This is a genomic window from Rhodococcus sp. AG1013 (genome assembly GCF_003350365.1).
Taxonomy (GTDB): domain Bacteria; phylum Actinomycetota; class Actinomycetes; order Mycobacteriales; family Mycobacteriaceae; genus Prescottella.
Genome location: NZ_QQAT01000005.1, coordinates 222006 through 239398, shown reverse-complemented (window position 1 = coordinate 239398; position 17393 = coordinate 222006). Strand labels below are relative to the sequence as shown.

Below are 17393 nucleotides of genomic sequence, written 5' to 3'. Positions count from 1 at the left end.
CTTGCCTCTGTTCGGAAGTCGAACCGCGGCGCGGCGCAGTCCGATCGCGATCTAGCTGGGGAGGAACTGCTCGGCGTGGATTCGCTCTGCCGGCATTCCTAGTTCGAGCAGGCGTACCTCGGCTGCCTGGAGCATCGCCGGGGGGCCGCACAGGTATGCGGAGGTCTGCGGATGCGCGACGTCCTCGGGGGTCAGGACGCTGACGGGATTGCCCGTCAGTACATCGGGGACGGCTGCGAGTTCGTTGCCGGGTTCGTCGACGACGACTCGGACCCCCAGATTGCGCATGAAGCTCCGGCGCGCATCGAGTTCGTCGAGGTGGAACAGATCGGCCGCGCGGGTGCACCCGAAGACGAGCCGAATCGGGAAGTCGGTACGTGCAGTCTGCAGCGTCTCGAGCATCGAGAGCATCGGGGCCAGGCCGGTGCCGCCGGCGATCATCAGGCTCGGTCCCGGATCGTCCGCCAGCCCGAATCCCCCGATCGGCCCTTCCAGGTCGATCTGGTCGCCGACCGCTGCGGCGGTGCGCAGGTAGTCCGACATCGCACCGGACGGGAGCACTCGAATCGTGAAGGCCAACTTCTTGCGCTCACGCTCGCCGGACGCCATCGAGTAGGAGCGCCACTCGTCGGTGCCGGGAACGCGCATCCGCACGTACTGACCGGCCCGGAACGAGAAGCGCACCGACTTGGGAAGTTTGAGCTGCAGCTCCACCACCGACTCACCGAGCCAGGTGACCGCACCGACCTTCGCGGCGGTGACGATCACCGGGTACTCGTCCAGCATCGCTGCCGGATAGTCGAGTTCCACCTCGGACTCCGCGAAGGCGTGAGACTGACACAGCAGGCGGTGGCCGGCGGCCATCTCGTCCTGCCGCAGCGAGTACACCCGCCCCTCGGGCATCACGAGGTCACCACACGCGACCCGACCGACGCAGGTTCCGCACGTGCCGATCGTGCACTGACTGACCAGTCGGACACCGGCCGCGTTCGCTGCTTCGAGAATGGTGGTACCGGCCGGCACCGAAATGGTCTTGGTTCCGTCCGTGAACTTCAGGTGGACGTTGTTCTCAGTGGTCACTGCGCACTCCGGAATTGCGTCGGTCGGGGCGATCGACATGGTCAGTCCTCGTCCTGGAAGGGCGATTCGAAGAAGCCGCGCGGGTGACGCGCCGCCATCTTTCGCCAAGCGATGATGGAATAGTCCATGTCGCAGAGCATTTCGTTGTTCCAACCGTCGAAACGTGTGTAGTGCTCCTCGGTGGCCTCACGGGCGAAGACGTCGCTGTTGTTGAAGCCCTCGAGTGCCAGCGGCAGCATGAAGTTGTCGTACTTGAAGTTGAACTCGGCGATGTCCTCGTCGGTGGTGGCGCGAGTGGCGATGATCTCCCAGTACTCGTGGTGATGATCGTCGATCGGCACGTAGAACTCGTACTGGACGACGTCGGTGATGGGCCAGTGCTCCACCATGAGGACGCCCGGAACCCAGAGCGAGGTACGGAAGTAGTGCGGCACCGTACCGCGCGCCTTCATGTTGACCTTGGGGTTGTCCAGCACAGGCTGGTACAGGTCCGGACGGTCGTACCGGTTCATCACACCCTTCGGCCCGTCCGGAATGTCGATCTCCTCGGTCGCGGAGTCGGTCAGCGCGTTGACACCCAACGGCAGCGCACGGTCGAGCGCGACCAGGATCTGGTTGTCCCAGTGCACGAGGAGGTGGCCCGGGTCGAGACCGTTCTCCGCGGCGAGACGCCAGTTGCCGACGAGCTTGCGGTGGATACCCCGGATGACGATTCCCTCGTCCAGCAGGTGCGGAACCGGAGTGTCGTTGGGGTCGTTGGTGACTCGGGCCGGTAGATCGCTGCTGAGCGGCGGCGGGGTTCCGTAGTCCTCGTCCCCGACGAACACGTAGATGATCCCGTTGACCTCTTCGACGGGATACGTGCGGATGCCGGCGTTGCCGATCAGCGAGTCGTCGGGATTGCCGACGATCGTGGTGAGGCTGCCGTCCTCGAGACCGTAGGTGAAGCCGTGGTACCAGCACGTGATGGTGCCCTCCGACAAGCACATCGGCTTGGCGGACAGCTTCACACCACGATGGATGCAACGATCCGAGACCGCGTAGGCCTTGCCGGCGGACCGGCGCACGGCGATGTCGTTGCCGCCGATCGTGACGCCCTTGACGGTGCCGTCCTCGAGCTCGTCGGACAACAGCGCGGGATACCAGTGGTTGGAGTAGCCCCAATCGGCTTTGACGTAGGGCGCGTACTGCCGGGTGACGCCGGCGGACGAGCCGCTGTGGGACGAAGCAGTCATCGAAGAGACCTCCGTGTGCTCTGGATGGATTGGCTGATCAGCTGCCTGGATGTGCCAGCTGTGCGATGGCCCGGGCTGGGGGCCGCAAGTGCTGTAGAAGTCGAAACACCTCTGGTGTTGCGAGTCACAGTATCATTTATCCGTGGATCGTCAATAGATTTTTTATGGATCATCTACGAATTAGTGCAATGCTTGCCCCTGTTACCGTTGCAACGCAGCGCGAATCACTCATCCGCTGCACCCCACAGGTCGACCGTCGAGCGAACAGCGAAAGAGAAGATGAGCATCACCGACCCCCAGTCGCCCGGAGAGCCCGAATCACTGGCACCAGGACGGCGCTGGCACCTCGCCGAGAATGCCTACGAGGAAGCGCTGACAGCGTTCGAGTTCGCAATTCTCCAGGTGGAGGGCAGCTTCCAGCGGTTCGCGGTCCAGTCGATTCGTGTCGCGGCCGACCTCGATCTGGGATTCAACGAGGTGGTCGCGCTGCACGTCGTGCGCATGCAGGAACGGTCGAAGGACACCGCCACGATCGCCCAGCTGACCAATCGCGACGACCTACCGAACCTGCAGTACAACCTGCGCAAACTCGTGAGCATGGGGCTTCTCGAACGCACCAAGTCCGGAACCTCGTCGGTCTTCACCGTCACCGCGAAGGGCCGCGAGATCACCGATCGGTACGCGCAGCTGCGTCGCCAGACCCTTGTGTCCAACCTCGAAGAGCTGAGCGACATCACCACCAAGATGCACCATGCAGTGCGGTCGATGCAGGTGCTCACCGGCCTCTACGAGGCGGCCAGTCGCGAGCTGGCCACCATCAACACCGCGATGTTCTTCGAGCCGCTGCCTGACGAAGCGCCTGCGGCCGAGACCGAACCGCCGAAGAAGGTGGCCGGCAAGACACGCGCGCGGAGCAAGCGCACTCAGTCCTGACTCCCCGTCAGGACAGGAACCGCTCGATCGCAGCCCGTGCGGCCAGCGCCTTCTCGCCGTACTCCTGATAGAGGTCCGGGGTCAGGCGAGATGCCGGACCGGAGACGCTGAAACAACCCCGCACGGCGCCTCCCCGCCCCCGCAAGGCGACCGCGACTGCCGCGATCCCGTCGTGCAGTCCCTGATCGGTCACTGCATACCCACGACGGCGGATCTCCGCGATCTCGCTGCGCAACGCTTCCGGATCGGTCACCGTGCGGCCGGTCACCGGGGCGAGCTCGGCCGACAGGAACTGCTCGACCTGGGCGTCGGGAAGCGACGCGAGGTAGGCCTTGCCGTTCGACGCCGCATGCAGGGGCAGCCGCGTCCCCAACGGCAGGAAGGCTCGTAGCTGGTGAGCGCTGTCGAGGCGCTCGACCAGCACCAGTTCGTCGCCGTCCGGAACCGCCAGGTGAACGGTCTCTCCCGTCTCCACCTGCAGCCGACTCAGCTCCGGAAGCGCCACGTCCCGCAGGTCGTCTCCCGCCGAGAGGGCACTGCCCAGGCTGAAGGCCTTGCCGGTGATCACCCACCGACCCGCATCGTTGGTCGCGGGCCGCAACCATCCCGCGTCGGCCAGGGTCTTGAGGCATCGCTGAACCGTGCTCTTCGGAACGTCGAGCCGCTTACTGAGTTCCGACAGGCCGACCGGCTGCGCCGCCGCTACCTCCTCGAACACCCGGAGCGCGGTGAGAACGCTGTTCATTCAAGACCTTTCACACACGTCGGTTGACGTCGAGCATCGCGGGCTATAGATTAGCCGGACCACATCGTAGCACGGTGGTCCACCATGTGGACCGATGCCGTCCGGTAGGGACTTCGAGAAAGGACCCTTCACCGATGACCACCCTCACGCCTCGGCCGCTGCTGAAGTCGCTCGTCGATCCGGGCACCGGCATCGACGGCCGACCCGCGGTCCGCGTCGGAGACGACACCCTCACCCGATCCGACCTGATCGCTGCGGCGGCTGCCGTGGCCGATGAGATCGGCGGCGCCACAAGCGTTGCCATCGATGCGACGGCAACGATCGAGACGGTGATCGCGGTGACGGGATGCCTCATGGCCGGCGTGGCAGCGGTACCGGTACCACCCGACTCGGGTCCGGCCGAACGGCACCACATCCTGAAGGACTCGGACGCGCAACTCTGGCTAGGCGGTCAGCGAGGGGACGTCACACTCCCCCACGTCCCGATCGACGCACGAGCGCGATCGGGATCGACGCACCGCGAGCCCGATCCCGCCACCCCCGCGATGATCATGTACACCTCGGGTACGACCGGCGCCCCGAAGGGCGTCGTGCTCTCCCGTTCCGCCGTCGCGGCAGGGCTGGACGGGTTGGCCGACGCGTGGGACTGGAGTCCGGACGACACCCTCGTTCACGGGCTTCCGTTGTTCCACGTGCACGGGCTCATTCTCGGAGTCGTGGGGGCACTTCGGCACGGCTCACCGCTGGTGCATACGGTGCGCCCCACTCCGGAATCGTATGCAGCGGCCCGTGGTTCGCTCTACTTCGGCGTCCCCACCGTGTGGTCCCGCATGTGCGCCGACGAGTCCGCTGCCCGAGCGCTCGGCTCCGCACGGCTCCTCGTCTCGGGCAGCGCCCCACTGCCGGTTCCCGTCTTCGAACGCATGACGGCACTCACCGGATCCGCGCCGATCGAGCGCTACGGAATGAGCGAGACCCTCATCACGCTGAGCACGCGGTTCGACGGTGAACGACGCCCCGGTTGGGTGGGGTTGCCGATCCGGGGAGTCGCAGCCCGGCTGCGGGACCAGTCCGGTGACCCGGTGGCACACGACGGAGAATCCCTCGGTCAGTTGGAGATCGCGGGCGCGACCCTCTTCGACGGATACCTGGGCAACTTCGACAAGACCGCCGAATCGATGACCGACGACGGGTGGTTCAAGACCGGCGACATCGCCGTCGTCGACGAACAGGGCTTCCACCGTATCGTCGGGCGAGAATCGATCGACATGATCAAATCGGGTGGCTACCGGATCGGCGCCGGCGAGGTGGAACAGGCGCTGCTGAACCACCCCGGCGTCCAGGAGGCCGCGGTCGTGGGCGTGCCGGACGACGATCTCGGACAACGGATCGTCGCGTACATCGTCGGCGACTGCCACGACCATCGCGAACTGTCGAACTTCGTCGCGCAGACACTGTCGATCCACAAGCGTCCGCGCGAGATTCGCGTCGTGGACGTCCTGCCCCGAAATGCGATGGGCAAGGTGCAGAAGAAACTGCTCGTGGATGCCTTCCAGGCGGGTGGATGAATACACCGGAAGGACCGGGCCGGGTCCTGACCACGGTCGAACATCGTGTAGCGGTCATCACGATCGACCATCGGCGCCGCCACAACGCCCTGACCGGAGCGATGCTCGACGAATTGACGGCCACGCTCACCCGGCTGGCGGACGATCCCGCCGTCTCCGTGGTTCTGGTGACCGGCGCCGGGTCGCACTTCTGCGCCGGGATGGATATCCGCGAGCTACGGTCGGCGCGGGCGTCCGGCATCCGCATGGAAGACCGGGTGACCGATGCGGAGGAGGCGCTGGCGGCGTTCCCCAAACCGACGATGGCGGCGATCGCGGGATACTGCATCGGCGGTGGCGCACAGCTCGCGCTGGCATGTGACCTCCGTGTGGCCGCCGAGAACGCCGAGTTCGCGGTGACGCCCGCGAAGCTCGGCGTGATCTACCCGGCCCGGACGATCACTCGGTTGGTCCGCACGCTCGGGCCCGCGACCGCAAAACGCCTGGTGATTACCGGCGACCGGATGGATGCCGAGACGGCACTACGCGTGGGACTCGTCGCGGAAGTCGTTCCCGCAGAAAGTCTGTGGTCCCGGGCCGCCGACTTGGCGGCAACGATCGCCACTCGGTCCTCGATCACACAACAGGCCGCCAAACAGATGATCGACGCGGCAGCGGGGCAGGGAATCGGCAGTAGACTCGAGGACCGCTGGATCGAGACGCCCAACCCGGATCTGGAAGTCGGCCTCGACGCGTTCCTCTCCGGCACAGTTCCGAGGTTCAGCGGTCCGGTGCCCTGAAGAATGTATCGAACAGCGCAGTTGCCGAGTCACAGTCGCGCGATCCGCGGCCGGAAAGTTCGGTTCCGCCGAGCGCGAGGCAGGCGGCGACGAGGTCGTCGAACGCGGCCCGCGCCCGCGCGGTCACGTCGGGGTCGGCGGCGTCGAACACGATGGTGGGGTGCAGGTTTCCGTCGGCGGCGTGCCCGAAGGTGCCGATGAGCACGTCGTGGCGGGCGGCGATCTCCTCGATCGCGGCGAGCATCGCCGGCAGCTGCGGGACGGGGACGGCGAGGTCGTCGAGGAGCGTGCTGCCCTGGCGGTCGAGGGCGGTGAGCGCGACGCGGCGGGCCTGCATGAACTCCTCGCCCTCGGCAGGATCGGCGGTGTCGTACACCTCGGTGGCGCCGGCCGCGGTGCAGGCGGCGGCGCAGCGGGCGGCCTCGGCCACCGAGTCACCGCCGTCGCACTGGATCAGCAGCAGCGCGCCCGCCGTCTCGTCGAGGCCCATCCGGGTCATGTCGTTGACGGCCGCGATGGTGGTGCGGTCCATCAACTCGAGCAGGCACGGGTCCGCAGCCGCATCGTTGCCTCGGCGAGGGGCTGCTCCAGCGGGGCGCGCACAAGACCGCCCGGGTGCTGCACCTGGGCCCGGACGACGTGCGCGACGTCTACCGCACCGGCGCCCGGGTCGAGTCCCAGGTGCTGCGCGAACTCGCGGCCTCCCGGATCGTGCCCGAGCAGGCGGTGACCGCGAACGCCGAGATCGCCGTGCTCACCGATGGTGCGCCGCTGTCGGTGGTGGACCCCGACATGCGGTTCCACACCGCGCTCGTGGACGCCGTCGGGAGCGCGCGCACCAGCCGGATCTTCCGGACCCTCGTCTCCGAGGTACGGCTGTGCATGGTCCAGGTGCAGGGCAAACACCTGCTCACCACGTCGAGCATCGCGGCCGAGCACCAGCAGATCCTCGACGCGATCGGCGACGGCGACGCCGACCGCGCGGTGGACGTCCTCACCGACCACCTCGGCCGCGCCCGCGAACGCCTCGCCGCCGTGCTGGGCGGGGTGTCCGGACCCGAGGCCGCACTGCCCGAACCCGACTAGGTCGGATCGGGGCCGCGGCCTACGCTGGGGTTATGTACCCGCCTGGAACGAGGTACGTCGAGCGTGACGGGCACGCGCTGGCATATCAGGTCGTGGGCGAGGGTGGCGAGAACAGCACGGACGTGGTCCTGTTTCTCGAGATCGGCCTGCATCCCGATCTCATGTGGACCGATCCCCACATCCACTACGTCTTCGAGCGGGCCGCGACCTTCTGCCGGATGGTGTACTTCCAGCGCCGCGGCTTCGGCCTGTCCGATCCGGTCGACCACGTCCCCACCCTCGAACAGCAGGCCGACGACGTGCTCGCGGTCATGGACGCGGTCGGGATGCACCGCGCCACCCTGGTCGGCATCGGCAGCACCTGCGGGGCCCTCGCGTTGATCGCGGCCCGCGCCCCGGACCGGGTCACCGGAATGGTCTTCCAGCAGCCCTTCGTCGAGGGCGCCCTCCGCGAGGGCGTGGACCTGCCGCGGGGGTGGACCGGCCAGTCGCGGGACCGCTTCGTCGACGGATGGCGGGCCGTCTACGACGACTGGGGTTCCGGCCAGGTCATCGCCATGTGGGATCCGACCCAGGACTCGCCGTTCAATCGGCGGCTGATGGCGCTGCTCGAGCGCTGTTCGGCGACCCCCGCCACCGCCCGCGCACACCTCGAATGGTTGTTCCGGGTCGACTACTTCGACACACTGGCCTCCGTCCAGTGCCCCACCCGTGTCCTGCACTCCGCGCGGAGCGCGGTCCCGTTGGAAGCCTCCCGGCAGATCGCCGCAGCGATTCCGCACGGCACGCTGCACGTACTGCCCCCGCTGCCGCCCGGCACCTCGATGGGTGAGGCCTGGATACCGGTCCTCGACCACATCGAGGAGGTCGCGACCGGGGTCCGTCGGCTCGTCGACGCCGAACGCTATCTCGCGTCGGTGCTGTTCACCGATGTGGTCGCGTCCACCGAGACGCTCGCCCGGATCGGTGACAGCCGCTACCGCGATCTTCGCGCCGCGCACGAGCGCCAGGTGCGCAACGAGGTCGAGGAGACGGGCGGACGCCTGGTGAACGTCGCCGGCGACGGCACGCTGAGCGTGTTCGACGGTCCGGTCGCCGCGGTCCGGTGTGCACGCACCGTGTGCCGCCAGGCCCACCAACTGGGGCTCGGCGTACGAGCGGGCGTGCACACCGGCGAACTCGAGGGAATCGGAACCGAACTGACCGGGATGACCGTGCACGTCGGCGCGCGCATCGCGGCGGCCGCCGGCCCCGACGAGGTGCTGGTCTCACGGACGGTGCGCGACCTCGTCGTCGGCTCCGGACTGGTCTTCACCGACCGTGGTGACCACGACCTCAAGGGCGTCCCCGGGCACTGGCGGTTGTACGCACTCACCGAAACCTGCGACAGTTCCCGGGCGATGTCCCGAAACCCGTTGAGTCTGAACATGATCGATCGTCTGATTCTGGGTACCGCGCGCCACGCACCGCACCTGCTGCGGGCGGCCGGGCGGATCGCCGTCTCGCGCCAGCACCGTCGGGCCCACTGACACCCCGGGACCGCGGTCAGGACACCGTGACCGTGCACGAGTGCCATCCGCTGGCACCGTCGGGGATCGGCGCCGTCCGCTTCTCGGTCTGGGTGTTGCCGTCGAGGTCGGTGGCCCGCACCTGCAGGTTGTGCACCCCGGGCGGGGCGTCCCACTGCCACGTCCACTGCCGCCACGTGTCGATCGAGTACGGCGGCGCGAGCGTCGCGGTCTGCCACTCGCCGCCGTCGACGCGGACCTCGACCCTCGCGATGCCGCGGTGCTGCGCCCACGCGGTCCCCGCGACGACCCTCGGACCGGCGGTGATCCTCCCGAACGCCGCGGGCACGTCGATGCGCGACGCCGTCTTGATCGGCGCCTGCTCCGCCCACCCGCGCCGCGTCCAGTACGCCTCCGCGCGGTCGAAGCGTGTCAGTTCCCAGTCCACCACCCACTTCGTCGCCGAGACGAACCCGTACAGACCGGGCACCACCTGACGGACCGGGTAGCCGTGCTCGAACGGCAGCGGTCGACCGTTCATCGCGACCGCGAGGATCGCGTCGCGGCCGTCGCGCAGCACCGCGACCGGCGTCCCGACGGTGAACCCGTCGGAGCTGGTGGACAGCAGCATGTCCGCGGTGGGCGAGACGCCGACCTCGTCGAGCAGATCCGCGATCCGGTAGCCGATCCAGGTGGCGTTGCCCGCGAGGTGGCCACCGACCTCGTTGGAGACGCAGGTGAGCGTGACGGCCCGTTCGATCGGTGTCCGCGCGGTCAGGTCGTCCCACGTGAGCGTGACCTCGCGATCGACCATGCCGTGGATGCGCAGGCGCCAGTTCTCGGTGGTGAGCATGGGGACCTGCAGCGCGGTGTCGATGCGGTAGAAGTCGTCGTCGGCGGTGATGAAGGGGGTGGCGTCGGGCACCGCGATGTCGGTGCCGGGCGCGATCGGAGCCGCGCGGTCGGCTGCGGCGACGCCGGGCAGGGTGAGGTTGCTGCGGTTCCGGATCGCCCCGGAGACGGTGCCCGCCAGGTAGCGGCCGGTGGCCGCGGCGGCGGCAGCCGCGGCGGCCACCGATGCAGCCCGGATCAGGAAGGTGCGCCGTGGCATGCCCGAGACCTCGACGGCGGCTCCCTCCGGAACCCGTGCCCGCGCGGTGAGCACCCGCAGCGTGAGGATGCCGGCGGCCACACCGGCGATCGTCGGCAGCGCGTGGACAGCGGTGGCGCCGGGACGGTGGGTCGCGGCGTACACCCCGACGATGCCGAGCGCGAGCAGGATCGCGCTGCCGTACGGGCGCCGCGGCTGTTCGATCATCCCGGCCACCGCGGCGAGCAGCACGATCAGGATGCTCATGCCGACGAACAGGGCCGGCTTGTCGCCGGTGCCGAACGTGGTGATCGCGAACTCCCGCGCCCACGCGGGACTCCGATCGACGGTGGTGGAGCCGACCGCGAAGAACGGTGAGGACTCCGCGCCGATCGGCACCGACAGCAACTCCCCCACACCCAGCACCATCGCGGCGGCCAGCACGCCGGACAACGCTCGCGACAGCAGGTGCCGACGCGGGACCGTCGTGGTCCCCGAACCCTCACTCGCCGTCATGCCGTCCCGCTCCCTCCCGGCGTCCGTCGGGGAGTGGGCGCCGACGCGCCGTGCGGGTGGATCGGACCGAGCGTTACTGCGCCTCGGGACCGCTCACCCGTGCCGACATCCCACCGATCTCCACGACGTCGCCGTCGCGCAACTGTCGACCGCGACGGATCTCGACCTCGCCGTTGACGCTCACGAGCCCGTCGGCGATGACGCCCTTCGCCTCGGCGCCCGAATCGATGAGATTGGCGAGCTTGAGGAACTGACCCAGGCGGATCGACTCGTCACGGATCGGCACAGCGTCCACAGCGTCAGACATGCCACCATCATCCTCCTTCGCCCCAAACAGCCCTTCGACGCCTCACACTGGAGACAGACACCACACCGTGACGGGAAGGACCTCGATGGCCACGAGCACCGGCACCCCTGCCGATGCGGCGGAGAACCCGGAACAACACCGGTCCTCCCTCGCGCCGAAACGCGGACACCTGAGCGAAGTTCCACACATCGCGGGACTCGTCCTCGGGGTGTTCTCCGTCCTGGTGTTCCTGTGGAGCCTGTCGCCGGCGCTGCGGTACCTCGTCCACACCCCGCGCGTGTACGTCGAGAACTACTATTTCGACGCCCCGGACACGAGCTTCGCGTGGGCACTGGTCCTCGGGCTCGTCGCCGCCGCGCTCGCGAGCCGCAAGCGGATCGCGTGGTGGCTGCTCACGATCTACCTGACGGTGTTCGCGGTGTTGAACGCCGTGACGGCCGTGGTCGACAAGAACATCAACTCCGCCGTCGCGTTCGTCGTGCAGCTGGCGGTCATCGGGATCCTGATCGCCGCGCACAAGGAGTTCTACACCCGGGTCCGACGCGGCGCCGGCTGGAAAGCCCTCGGGGTGCTGGTGGCCGGTCTCGCGGTCGGCACGCTCCTCGGCTGGGCGCTGGTGGAGATGTTCCCCGGCACCCTGCCGTCGGGCCAACGGTTCTTCTGGGCCCTCAACCGCGTCACCGCGCTCGTGGTGATCGAGAACGAGCAGTTCGACGGCCACCCGCACGCGTTCGTCAACACCCTGCTCGGACTGTTCGGCGCACTCGCGCTGCTCGCCGCGGTGATCACGCTGTTCCGATCGCAGCGGGCATCGAACGCGTTGACCGGCAACGACGAATCGGCGCTGCGCGGGCTGCTCGACGCGTACGGCGGAGGCGATTCCCTCGGCTACTTCGCCACCCGACGCGACAAGGCCGTCGTCTTCGCTCCGAGCGGCAAGGCCGCGGTGACCTACCGAGTCGAGGCCGGGGTGTGCCTCGCCAGCGGCGACCCGATCGGCAACCCGGAGGCGTGGTCGCACGCGATCGACGCGTGGCTCGAGCTCGCGTCGAAGTACGGCTGGGCTCCGGCGGTGATGGGCGCGAGCGAGGCCGGCGCCACCGCCTACAAGCGGGGCGGACTGTCCGTCCTCCAACTCGGCGACGAGGCGATCCTCGAGACCCGCGATTTCAGCCTGAACGGCCGCGAGATGCGGCAGGTGCGCCAGGCCGTGCACCGCGTCCGCAGGCAGGGCGTCACCGTCCGGATCCGACGCCACCGCGACATCCCGCCCGCCGAGATGGCCGACGTGATCTCCCGCGCCGACAGCTGGCGCGACACCGAGTCCGAGCGCGGCTTCTCGATGGCCCTCGGACGGCTCGGCGACCCCCTCGACGGTGACTGCCTGCTGGTCGAGGCGATCGGACCCGACGGTGGCGTGCTGGGCATGCTCTCGCTCGTGCCGTGGGGTTCCAACGGGGCCTCGCTCGACCTGATGCGCCGCAACCCGCTCGCCCCGAACGGCGTCAACGAACTGATGATCACCGAGCTCGCGACCCGCGCGGACGAGTTCGGGGTGATCCGGACATCGCTGAACTTCGCGGTGTTCCGGTCGGCGTTCGAGGAGGGTGCCCGCATCGGCGCCGGCCCGATCCTGCGCGTGTGGCGCTCGATGCTGCTGTTCTTCTCCCGGTGGTGGCAGCTCGAGGCGCTGTACCGCTCCAACGTGAAGTACCTGCCGGAGTGGGCGCCGCGCTACCTGTGCTTCGACGACAACCGGCAGCTGCCCCGCGTCGCGATCGCGTCGGCCATCGCCGAGGGCTTCCTGACGCTGCCGAGTTTCGGTCACCGCACCGACGCCCTCGCCCACACCGGCCGTCACACCGCGGTACCGGAAGCGTTGGCGCACTCCGGGATCCTGCACGCGGACGGCAGCGCACCGGACGCCGCCCCGATTGCCGCGGAGATCGTCCCCGCCAAGGTCGATCCGACCGGGCCCCGCCGCCCCGAGCAGGTCCGGGTACGGATGGACAAGCTCGAGCGCCTGGCCGACGAGGGCATCGACCCCTACCCCGTCGCCTATCCCCCGACCCACACGGTCGCCGCGGCCGCCGCCTCGCCCGAGGGCACGCGGGTGCGGATCGCGGGCCGACTGCTGCGAATTCGCACGTACGGCGGTGTCGCGTTCGCGGTGCTGCGGGACTGGTCCGGCGACATCCAGGTGCTGATCGAACGAACCGCCGTCGGTGACCGCCTCGACGAGTTCTCCGCCGACTTCGACCTCGGGGACCTCATGGAGGTCAGCGGGACCATCGGCCGCAGCCGCAAGGGCGAGCTGTCGCTGCTGGCGACGGACTGGCGGATGAACGGCAAGTGCCTGCACCCGCTGCCCGACAAGTGGAAGGGCCTGACCGACGCCGAGACCCGGGTGCGGCAGCGGTACGTGGACCTCGCGATCAACCCCGAGTCGCGGCGGCTGCTGGCCGCACGCACCGCGATCGTGAAGTCGCTGCGCGACACGCTGTCCGGTCGCGACTACCTCGAGGTGGAGACGCCGATCCTGCAGCGCATCCACGGCGGCGCCAACGCGGCCCCGTTCGTCACCCACATCAACGCGTACGACCTGGACCTGTACCTGCGGATCGCGCCGGAGCTGTTCCTCAAGCGACTGTGCGTGGCCGGAATGGAGAAGGTGTTCGAGATCGGGCGCGTGTTCCGCAACGAGGGCGTGGACTTCAAGCACAACCCGGAGTTCACGATCCTCGAGGCGTACGAGGCGCACAGCGACTACGAACGCATGATGGTGTTGTGCCGCGAGCTGATCCAGGCCGCGGCCGTCGCCGCGCACGGCAGCCAGACGATCATGCGGCCCGGACCGGACGGCGAACTGGTCGCCGTCGACATCTCCGGCGAATGGCCGGTCAAGACGATGCACGGTGCGGTCGCCGAGAAGGTCGGCGTCGAGGTGACCCCCGAGACGCCGCTGGAGATCCTGCAGAAGCTGTGCGACGAGAACGAGATCGAGTACCAGAAGAGCTGGGACGCGGGTGCCGTCGCGCAGGAGATGTACGAACACCTGGTGGAGGGGCAGACCGAGTTCCCGACGTTCTACACCAACTTCCCGACGTCGATGTCGCCGCTGACCCGGCCGCACCCCACCATTGCGGGCGTGGCCGCGAAGTGGGACCTGGTGGCGTGGGGCATGGAACTGGGCACCGCATACAGCGAGCTGACCGACCCGATCGACCAGCGGCAGCGGCTCACCGAGCAGTCGCTGCTCGCGGCCGGCGGCGACGCCGAGGCGATGGAACTGGACGAGGACTTCCTGCAGGCCCTCGAGCACGCGATGCCGCCCACCGGTGGCCTCGGCATGGGCGTCGACCGGATCGTCATGCTCATCACCGGCGGCAGCATCCGCGAGTCGCTCGCCTTCCCGTTCGCCAAGCCGCGGAACTGAGGACGCGGTGACGATGACCGTCCGGCGGTACCTGCTCGCCGCGCTGCTGATCGCGGGCGCGATCCTGTACTCGTCGTGGGTACTCGCGTTCTTCCTGAACACCGGGGAGGGCCCGTTCGAGGGGTTCGCCAGCCAACTGGCGGCGACCGATCAGGAACACGGGATCCTCTACCGCAGCGGTGACCTGCTGACCGGGATCGTGCTGACGATCGCCGCGCTGGTGGGGCTGACCATCCGTCCGTGGCGATTCCTCACCGTCGTCGGCTGGATCGCGCTCGGTGTGTTCGCCGTCGGCACGATCGCCGATTCCCGGCTGCCGCTGCGGTGTTCGACGCCCGCGTGCGAGGCGGCGCAGGTGCCGCTCACCCACCAGTGGCACGCACTCACGAGCACGCTGTCGGTGACGGCGGCGGTGGTCTCGGCGCTCGCGTTCATCATCGCGATCTACGTCTACCGCGCACCGCGGGCGATGTGGTGGGCCGGGCTCACCGTCGTGGTGCTGTTCCTCGTCGGCACGCTGTGGATGCTCGTCGGCGTCGACGACCCGTCGGGCAGCCACAGCTGGCTCGGCTTCGCCCAGCGCGTCGAACTGCTGTCGATGAGCGGGTGGATGGTCCTGGTCGCGGCGACGGTCCTGAACGACCGGACATGGCGGGACGTGCACGGGGTGTCCGGTTCTGCCGGTTCCACGTGAAACCCCGCTCCCCCGCGTTTTGCGCACTCATCGGTGATATGCGAGCCCGAAACTCAACGATAAGTGCGCAAAACGCGGCAGGGAGGGATCAGACCGGCTCGGCCCAGGCCCCCAGTTTGTCGGGGTTCATGATGATCGCGATCTCGTGGACACGTTCGTCCGCGACGGCGAGATCCAGGACCGCGGCCACCTGATCGTCGAACGAGATGACCACTCCGGTGCGGTTGTTCACCGACGCGAACCGCGCACCCAGCGTGAGTCCACGCGCCTCACTGAGTCCGACGATGCCCAACAGATATCGCGCGACCCGCTCGACACCCACCACCGGCACCCGCGCGATGCCCGGCATTCCGCCGCCGTCGGCGCGGGACACCACCTCCGGCGCGAGAACGGCCGTCAGAGCGTCGATGTCGCCGGTGGCGCAGGCCGCCGTGAACGCGGCCACCACCTGCCTCCGCTGCTCGTCCTCCGGCTGGAACCTCGGCGCGGACCGCAGGTGACGCCGCGCCGTGGACGCGAGCTGACGGCACGCATCCGGTGTCCGGCCGACGACGTCCCCGATCTCCGCGAACGGCATACCGAACACGTCGTGCAGGATCAGCGCGACCCGCTCGCCCGGCGTCAGCGACTCCATCGCCCGCATCAACGCCACCGACACCGACTCGTCGAGCGTCACCGCATCGGCGGGATCCGGTGGCCGTCCGCTCACGGTCGCCGGGCCGATGGTGCCGGGCACCGGTTCCGGCAGCCAGATGCCCGCGTACGACTCCCGCCGGGCACGGGCAGACCCCAACTGATCCAGGCAGATCCGGCTGACCACCGTCGTCATCCACGCGAGCGGCTCGCGAATCGACGCCCGCTCGCCGTCCCCGAGTGCCTGCCACCGGACGACAGCGTCCTGCACGGCGTCCTCGGCGTCGTGGGCCGAGCCGAGCATCCGATACGCCACACCGAAAAGCTGTTTGTAATCGGAGGATTCGGGAACGAGATTCATCGGATCTCCTCCATCACCCGGGACGCCGCGCGCGGGCGCGGCCCCTTGGGGGTCTTGTAGGCGCCGGGCCGGGTCCGCTCGGCGCGCATCTTGTCGACGGTCATCCGGCAGATCGACTCCTTGATCATGGCACCGAGCCGCCCGGACGCCGCGACCGAGCGCGGACGGTCGTCGGGGTGGACCAGTTGGAGGTACCCGGCCTTGCGCCCCAGGCTCATGCACTGGGCCACCAGGCCGAGGGACAGCGTCGGGGGCCGCGCGCCCCGTACCCGTGCCAGCACGGTGTGGGCGGCGTGCCCACCGAGCGGCATCGCCACCGCGCACGCCATGCGCAGGTGCGCACCCACCTCGGGCGGCGCGACGACGGCATCACCGGCGCCGACGATCGCGGGGCTGTCGATGCTGGTCAGCGTCGAGTCGACGCGGAGGCGTCCGGCGGCGTCCGTCGCCAGTCCGCTGCGCGCGGCGAGGTCCGGCACGGTGAACGAGGCGGCCCACACGCACACGTCGAACCCGAGGACGGTCCCGTCGGCGGTGAGCAGTTCGCGGTCGCGTACCTCGGTCACGCGGGTGTCGTCCCGCCACGCGACACCGAGCCGGCGGAGGGTGGCGAGCACCCGGCTGCGGGCGGCATCGCGCATGAAGCCGGCCACGCCACCCGCCGACACCATCTCGACGGCGAGATCCGGGCGGGCGGCACCGATCTCACCGGCGATCTCGATCGCCGTCGAACCACCGCCGACGACCCGCACCATCGAACCCGGCGCGAGCGCGGCCACCGCTGCGCGCAGGGCCTCCGTCGAATCGGCGTCACCGGCGTGGTGGGCGTGCTCGCCCACGCCCGGGACGGACCGGTCGGTGTTGCTGCCGACCGCGTACACGAGGGTGTCGTATCCGACGGATTCGACGCCGTCACCGACGGCCACGTCCACGCGGCGCCGGGCCGCGTCGATCGCCGTCGCCGACCCCACGACGATCTCCGCATCGCCGTGCAGCAGGTCCCGTAGCGGCACCGCCGCCGTCGAACGGGTGCCCGCCGCGACCTCGTGCAGGCGGATGCGCTCGACGAAGTCGGCGCGGGGATTGACCACGACCACAGAACAGTTCCGGGCCGGGTCCTCGCCCGGCATACCGCCCCGGCTCGACAGGATCCGGTTGGCGGCGAGCACCCCGGCATACCCTGCGCCCAGGACCACCACGCGGTGAACCGGCGCCGACGGACGGTCGGAATACAGCTTCGTCATGACGGTCTCCCGTGCCTCGCGCCCGCCGGGTGCGGGCTCCTGCACTACTGACGACAGAGGACGCGAAAACGTGAGATCGGTCGGCGTGGTGTCGGACACCTGTCACGGCGATCGGAACCCCCCGATACCGCGTTTTGCGCACTTATCGCTGATCCGCGGGCCCGAACAGGGCCGGTAA

General features: G+C 69.0%; 13 protein-coding genes and 2 pseudogenes. 7 read left to right on the top strand and 8 right to left on the bottom strand.

All coding sequences use genetic code 11. The features are described 5' to 3' along the window. Window positions 1–51 precede the first annotated feature (51 nt). Entirely contained in the window at window positions 52–1080 is a 1029-nt protein-coding gene (locus DEU38_RS09655; RefSeq protein WP_254622703.1) for a 2Fe-2S iron-sulfur cluster binding domain-containing protein, read from the bottom strand. Between the two features lie 41 nt (window positions 1081–1121). After that, window positions 1122–2315 (bottom strand): Rieske 2Fe-2S domain-containing protein, encoded by a 1194-nt coding sequence (locus tag DEU38_RS09650; protein WP_114720388.1) that lies wholly within the window; start codon window positions 2313–2315, stop codon window positions 1122–1124. Window positions 2316–2594: 279 nt separating this feature from the next. Here DEU38_RS09650 and DEU38_RS09645 point away from each other — a divergent pair, with 279 nt between their 5' ends. After that, window positions 2595–3248 (top strand): winged helix DNA-binding protein, encoded by a 654-nt coding sequence (locus DEU38_RS09645; protein ID WP_114720386.1) that lies wholly within the window; start codon window positions 2595–2597, stop codon window positions 3246–3248. A 7-nt stretch (window positions 3249–3255) separates the two neighbouring features. Here the strand turns inward: DEU38_RS09645 and DEU38_RS09640 are convergent, their stop codons facing one another. Beyond that, window positions 3256–3993 (bottom strand): IclR family transcriptional regulator, encoded by a 738-nt coding sequence (locus DEU38_RS09640; RefSeq protein WP_114720384.1) that lies wholly within the window; start codon window positions 3991–3993, stop codon window positions 3256–3258. A 134-nt stretch (window positions 3994–4127) separates the two neighbouring features. On the opposite strand from DEU38_RS09640, the gene DEU38_RS09635 reads away from it, so the two are divergent. Further along, window positions 4128–5561: an acyl-CoA synthetase gene (locus DEU38_RS09635; RefSeq protein ID WP_114720382.1), complete on the top strand. Its 1434-nt coding sequence runs from the start codon at window positions 4128–4130 to the stop codon at window positions 5559–5561. Beyond that, entirely contained in the window at window positions 5558–6340 is a 783-nt protein-coding gene (locus DEU38_RS09630; RefSeq protein WP_114720380.1) for an enoyl-CoA hydratase/isomerase family protein, read from the top strand. The genes DEU38_RS09635 and DEU38_RS09630 overlap by 4 nt, the downstream gene beginning before the upstream one ends. Before the next feature lie 61 nt (window positions 6341–6401). Here DEU38_RS09630 and DEU38_RS09625 read toward each other — a convergent pair. After that, a pseudogene (locus DEU38_RS09625) lies at window positions 6402–6896 on the bottom strand (FAD-binding oxidoreductase); the annotation flags it as partial. Window positions 6897–6904: 8 nt separating this feature from the next. Here DEU38_RS09625 and DEU38_RS09620 point away from each other — a divergent pair. Further along, window positions 6905–7426 (top strand): annotated as a pseudogene (locus tag DEU38_RS09620) (GntR family transcriptional regulator); the annotation flags it as partial. 32 nt (window positions 7427–7458) lie between these two features. Beyond that, entirely contained in the window at window positions 7459–8955 is a 1497-nt protein-coding gene (locus DEU38_RS09615; protein ID WP_114720378.1) for an adenylate/guanylate cyclase domain-containing protein, read from the top strand. Between the two features lie 16 nt (window positions 8956–8971). Here the strand turns inward: DEU38_RS09615 and DEU38_RS09610 are convergent, their stop codons facing one another. After that, window positions 8972–10540: a molybdopterin-dependent oxidoreductase gene (locus DEU38_RS09610; RefSeq protein ID WP_181818720.1), complete on the bottom strand. Its 1569-nt coding sequence runs from the start codon at window positions 10538–10540 to the stop codon at window positions 8972–8974. 73 nt (window positions 10541–10613) lie between these two features. Continuing rightward, window positions 10614–10847 (bottom strand): RNA-binding S4 domain-containing protein, encoded by a 234-nt coding sequence (locus DEU38_RS09605; protein ID WP_114720376.1) that lies wholly within the window; start codon window positions 10845–10847, stop codon window positions 10614–10616. 85 nt (window positions 10848–10932) lie between these two features. Between DEU38_RS09605 and lysX the strand changes: the two genes are divergently transcribed. Together lysX and DEU38_RS09595 are read left to right on the top strand one after the other, a co-directional pair. Further along, window positions 10933–14283, top strand: a complete 3351-nt coding sequence (gene lysX / locus DEU38_RS09600; protein ID WP_114720486.1) for a bifunctional lysylphosphatidylglycerol synthetase/lysine--tRNA ligase LysX — start codon at window positions 10933–10935, stop codon at window positions 14281–14283. Between the two features lie 13 nt (window positions 14284–14296). Continuing rightward, the gene (locus tag DEU38_RS09595; RefSeq protein WP_258557765.1) at window positions 14297–14977 is read left to right on the top strand and encodes a DUF998 domain-containing protein; all 681 of its coding nucleotides are present in this window, start codon (window positions 14297–14299) and stop codon (window positions 14975–14977) included. Window positions 14978–15065: 88 nt separating this feature from the next. Here the strand turns inward: DEU38_RS09595 and sigJ are convergent, their stop codons facing one another. Further along, a complete protein-coding gene (gene sigJ / locus DEU38_RS09590) occupies window positions 15066–15971 on the bottom strand; it encodes an RNA polymerase sigma factor SigJ (RefSeq protein WP_114720372.1) in 906 nt (301 codons plus the stop codon). After that, the gene (locus tag DEU38_RS09585; RefSeq protein ID WP_147283490.1) at window positions 15968–17215 is read right to left on the bottom strand and encodes an NAD(P)/FAD-dependent oxidoreductase; all 1248 of its coding nucleotides are present in this window, start codon (window positions 17213–17215) and stop codon (window positions 15968–15970) included. Before DEU38_RS09585 ends, sigJ begins: the two co-directional genes overlap by 4 nt. Window positions 17216–17393 lie beyond the last annotated feature (178 nt).

Coding starts and splice junctions, on each gene's coding strand:
- DEU38_RS09605 (WP_114720376.1), bottom strand. CDS start 10,847: ATGTCTGACGCTGTGGACGCTGTGCCGATCCGTGACGAGTCGATCCGC.
- DEU38_RS09635 (WP_114720382.1), top strand. CDS start 4,128: ATGACCACCCTCACGCCTCGGCCGCTGCTGAAGTCGCTCGTCGATCCG.
- DEU38_RS09595 (WP_258557765.1), top strand. CDS start 14,297: ATGACCGTCCGGCGGTACCTGCTCGCCGCGCTGCTGATCGCGGGCGCG.
- DEU38_RS09640 (WP_114720384.1), bottom strand. CDS start 3,993: ATGAACAGCGTTCTCACCGCGCTCCGGGTGTTCGAGGAGGTAGCGGCG.
- lysX (WP_114720486.1), top strand. CDS start 10,933: ATGGCCACGAGCACCGGCACCCCTGCCGATGCGGCGGAGAACCCGGAA.
- DEU38_RS09645 (WP_114720386.1), top strand. CDS start 2,595: ATGAGCATCACCGACCCCCAGTCGCCCGGAGAGCCCGAATCACTGGCA.
- DEU38_RS09585 (WP_147283490.1), bottom strand. CDS start 17,215: ATGACGAAGCTGTATTCCGACCGTCCGTCGGCGCCGGTTCACCGCGTG.
- DEU38_RS09615 (WP_114720378.1), top strand. CDS start 7,459: ATGTACCCGCCTGGAACGAGGTACGTCGAGCGTGACGGGCACGCGCTG.
- sigJ (WP_114720372.1), bottom strand. CDS start 15,971: ATGAATCTCGTTCCCGAATCCTCCGATTACAAACAGCTTTTCGGTGTG.
- DEU38_RS09650 (WP_114720388.1), bottom strand. CDS start 2,315: ATGACTGCTTCGTCCCACAGCGGCTCGTCCGCCGGCGTCACCCGGCAG.
- DEU38_RS09610 (WP_181818720.1), bottom strand. CDS start 10,540: ATGACGGCGAGTGAGGGTTCGGGGACCACGACGGTCCCGCGTCGGCAC.
- DEU38_RS09630 (WP_114720380.1), top strand. CDS start 5,558: ATGAATACACCGGAAGGACCGGGCCGGGTCCTGACCACGGTCGAACAT.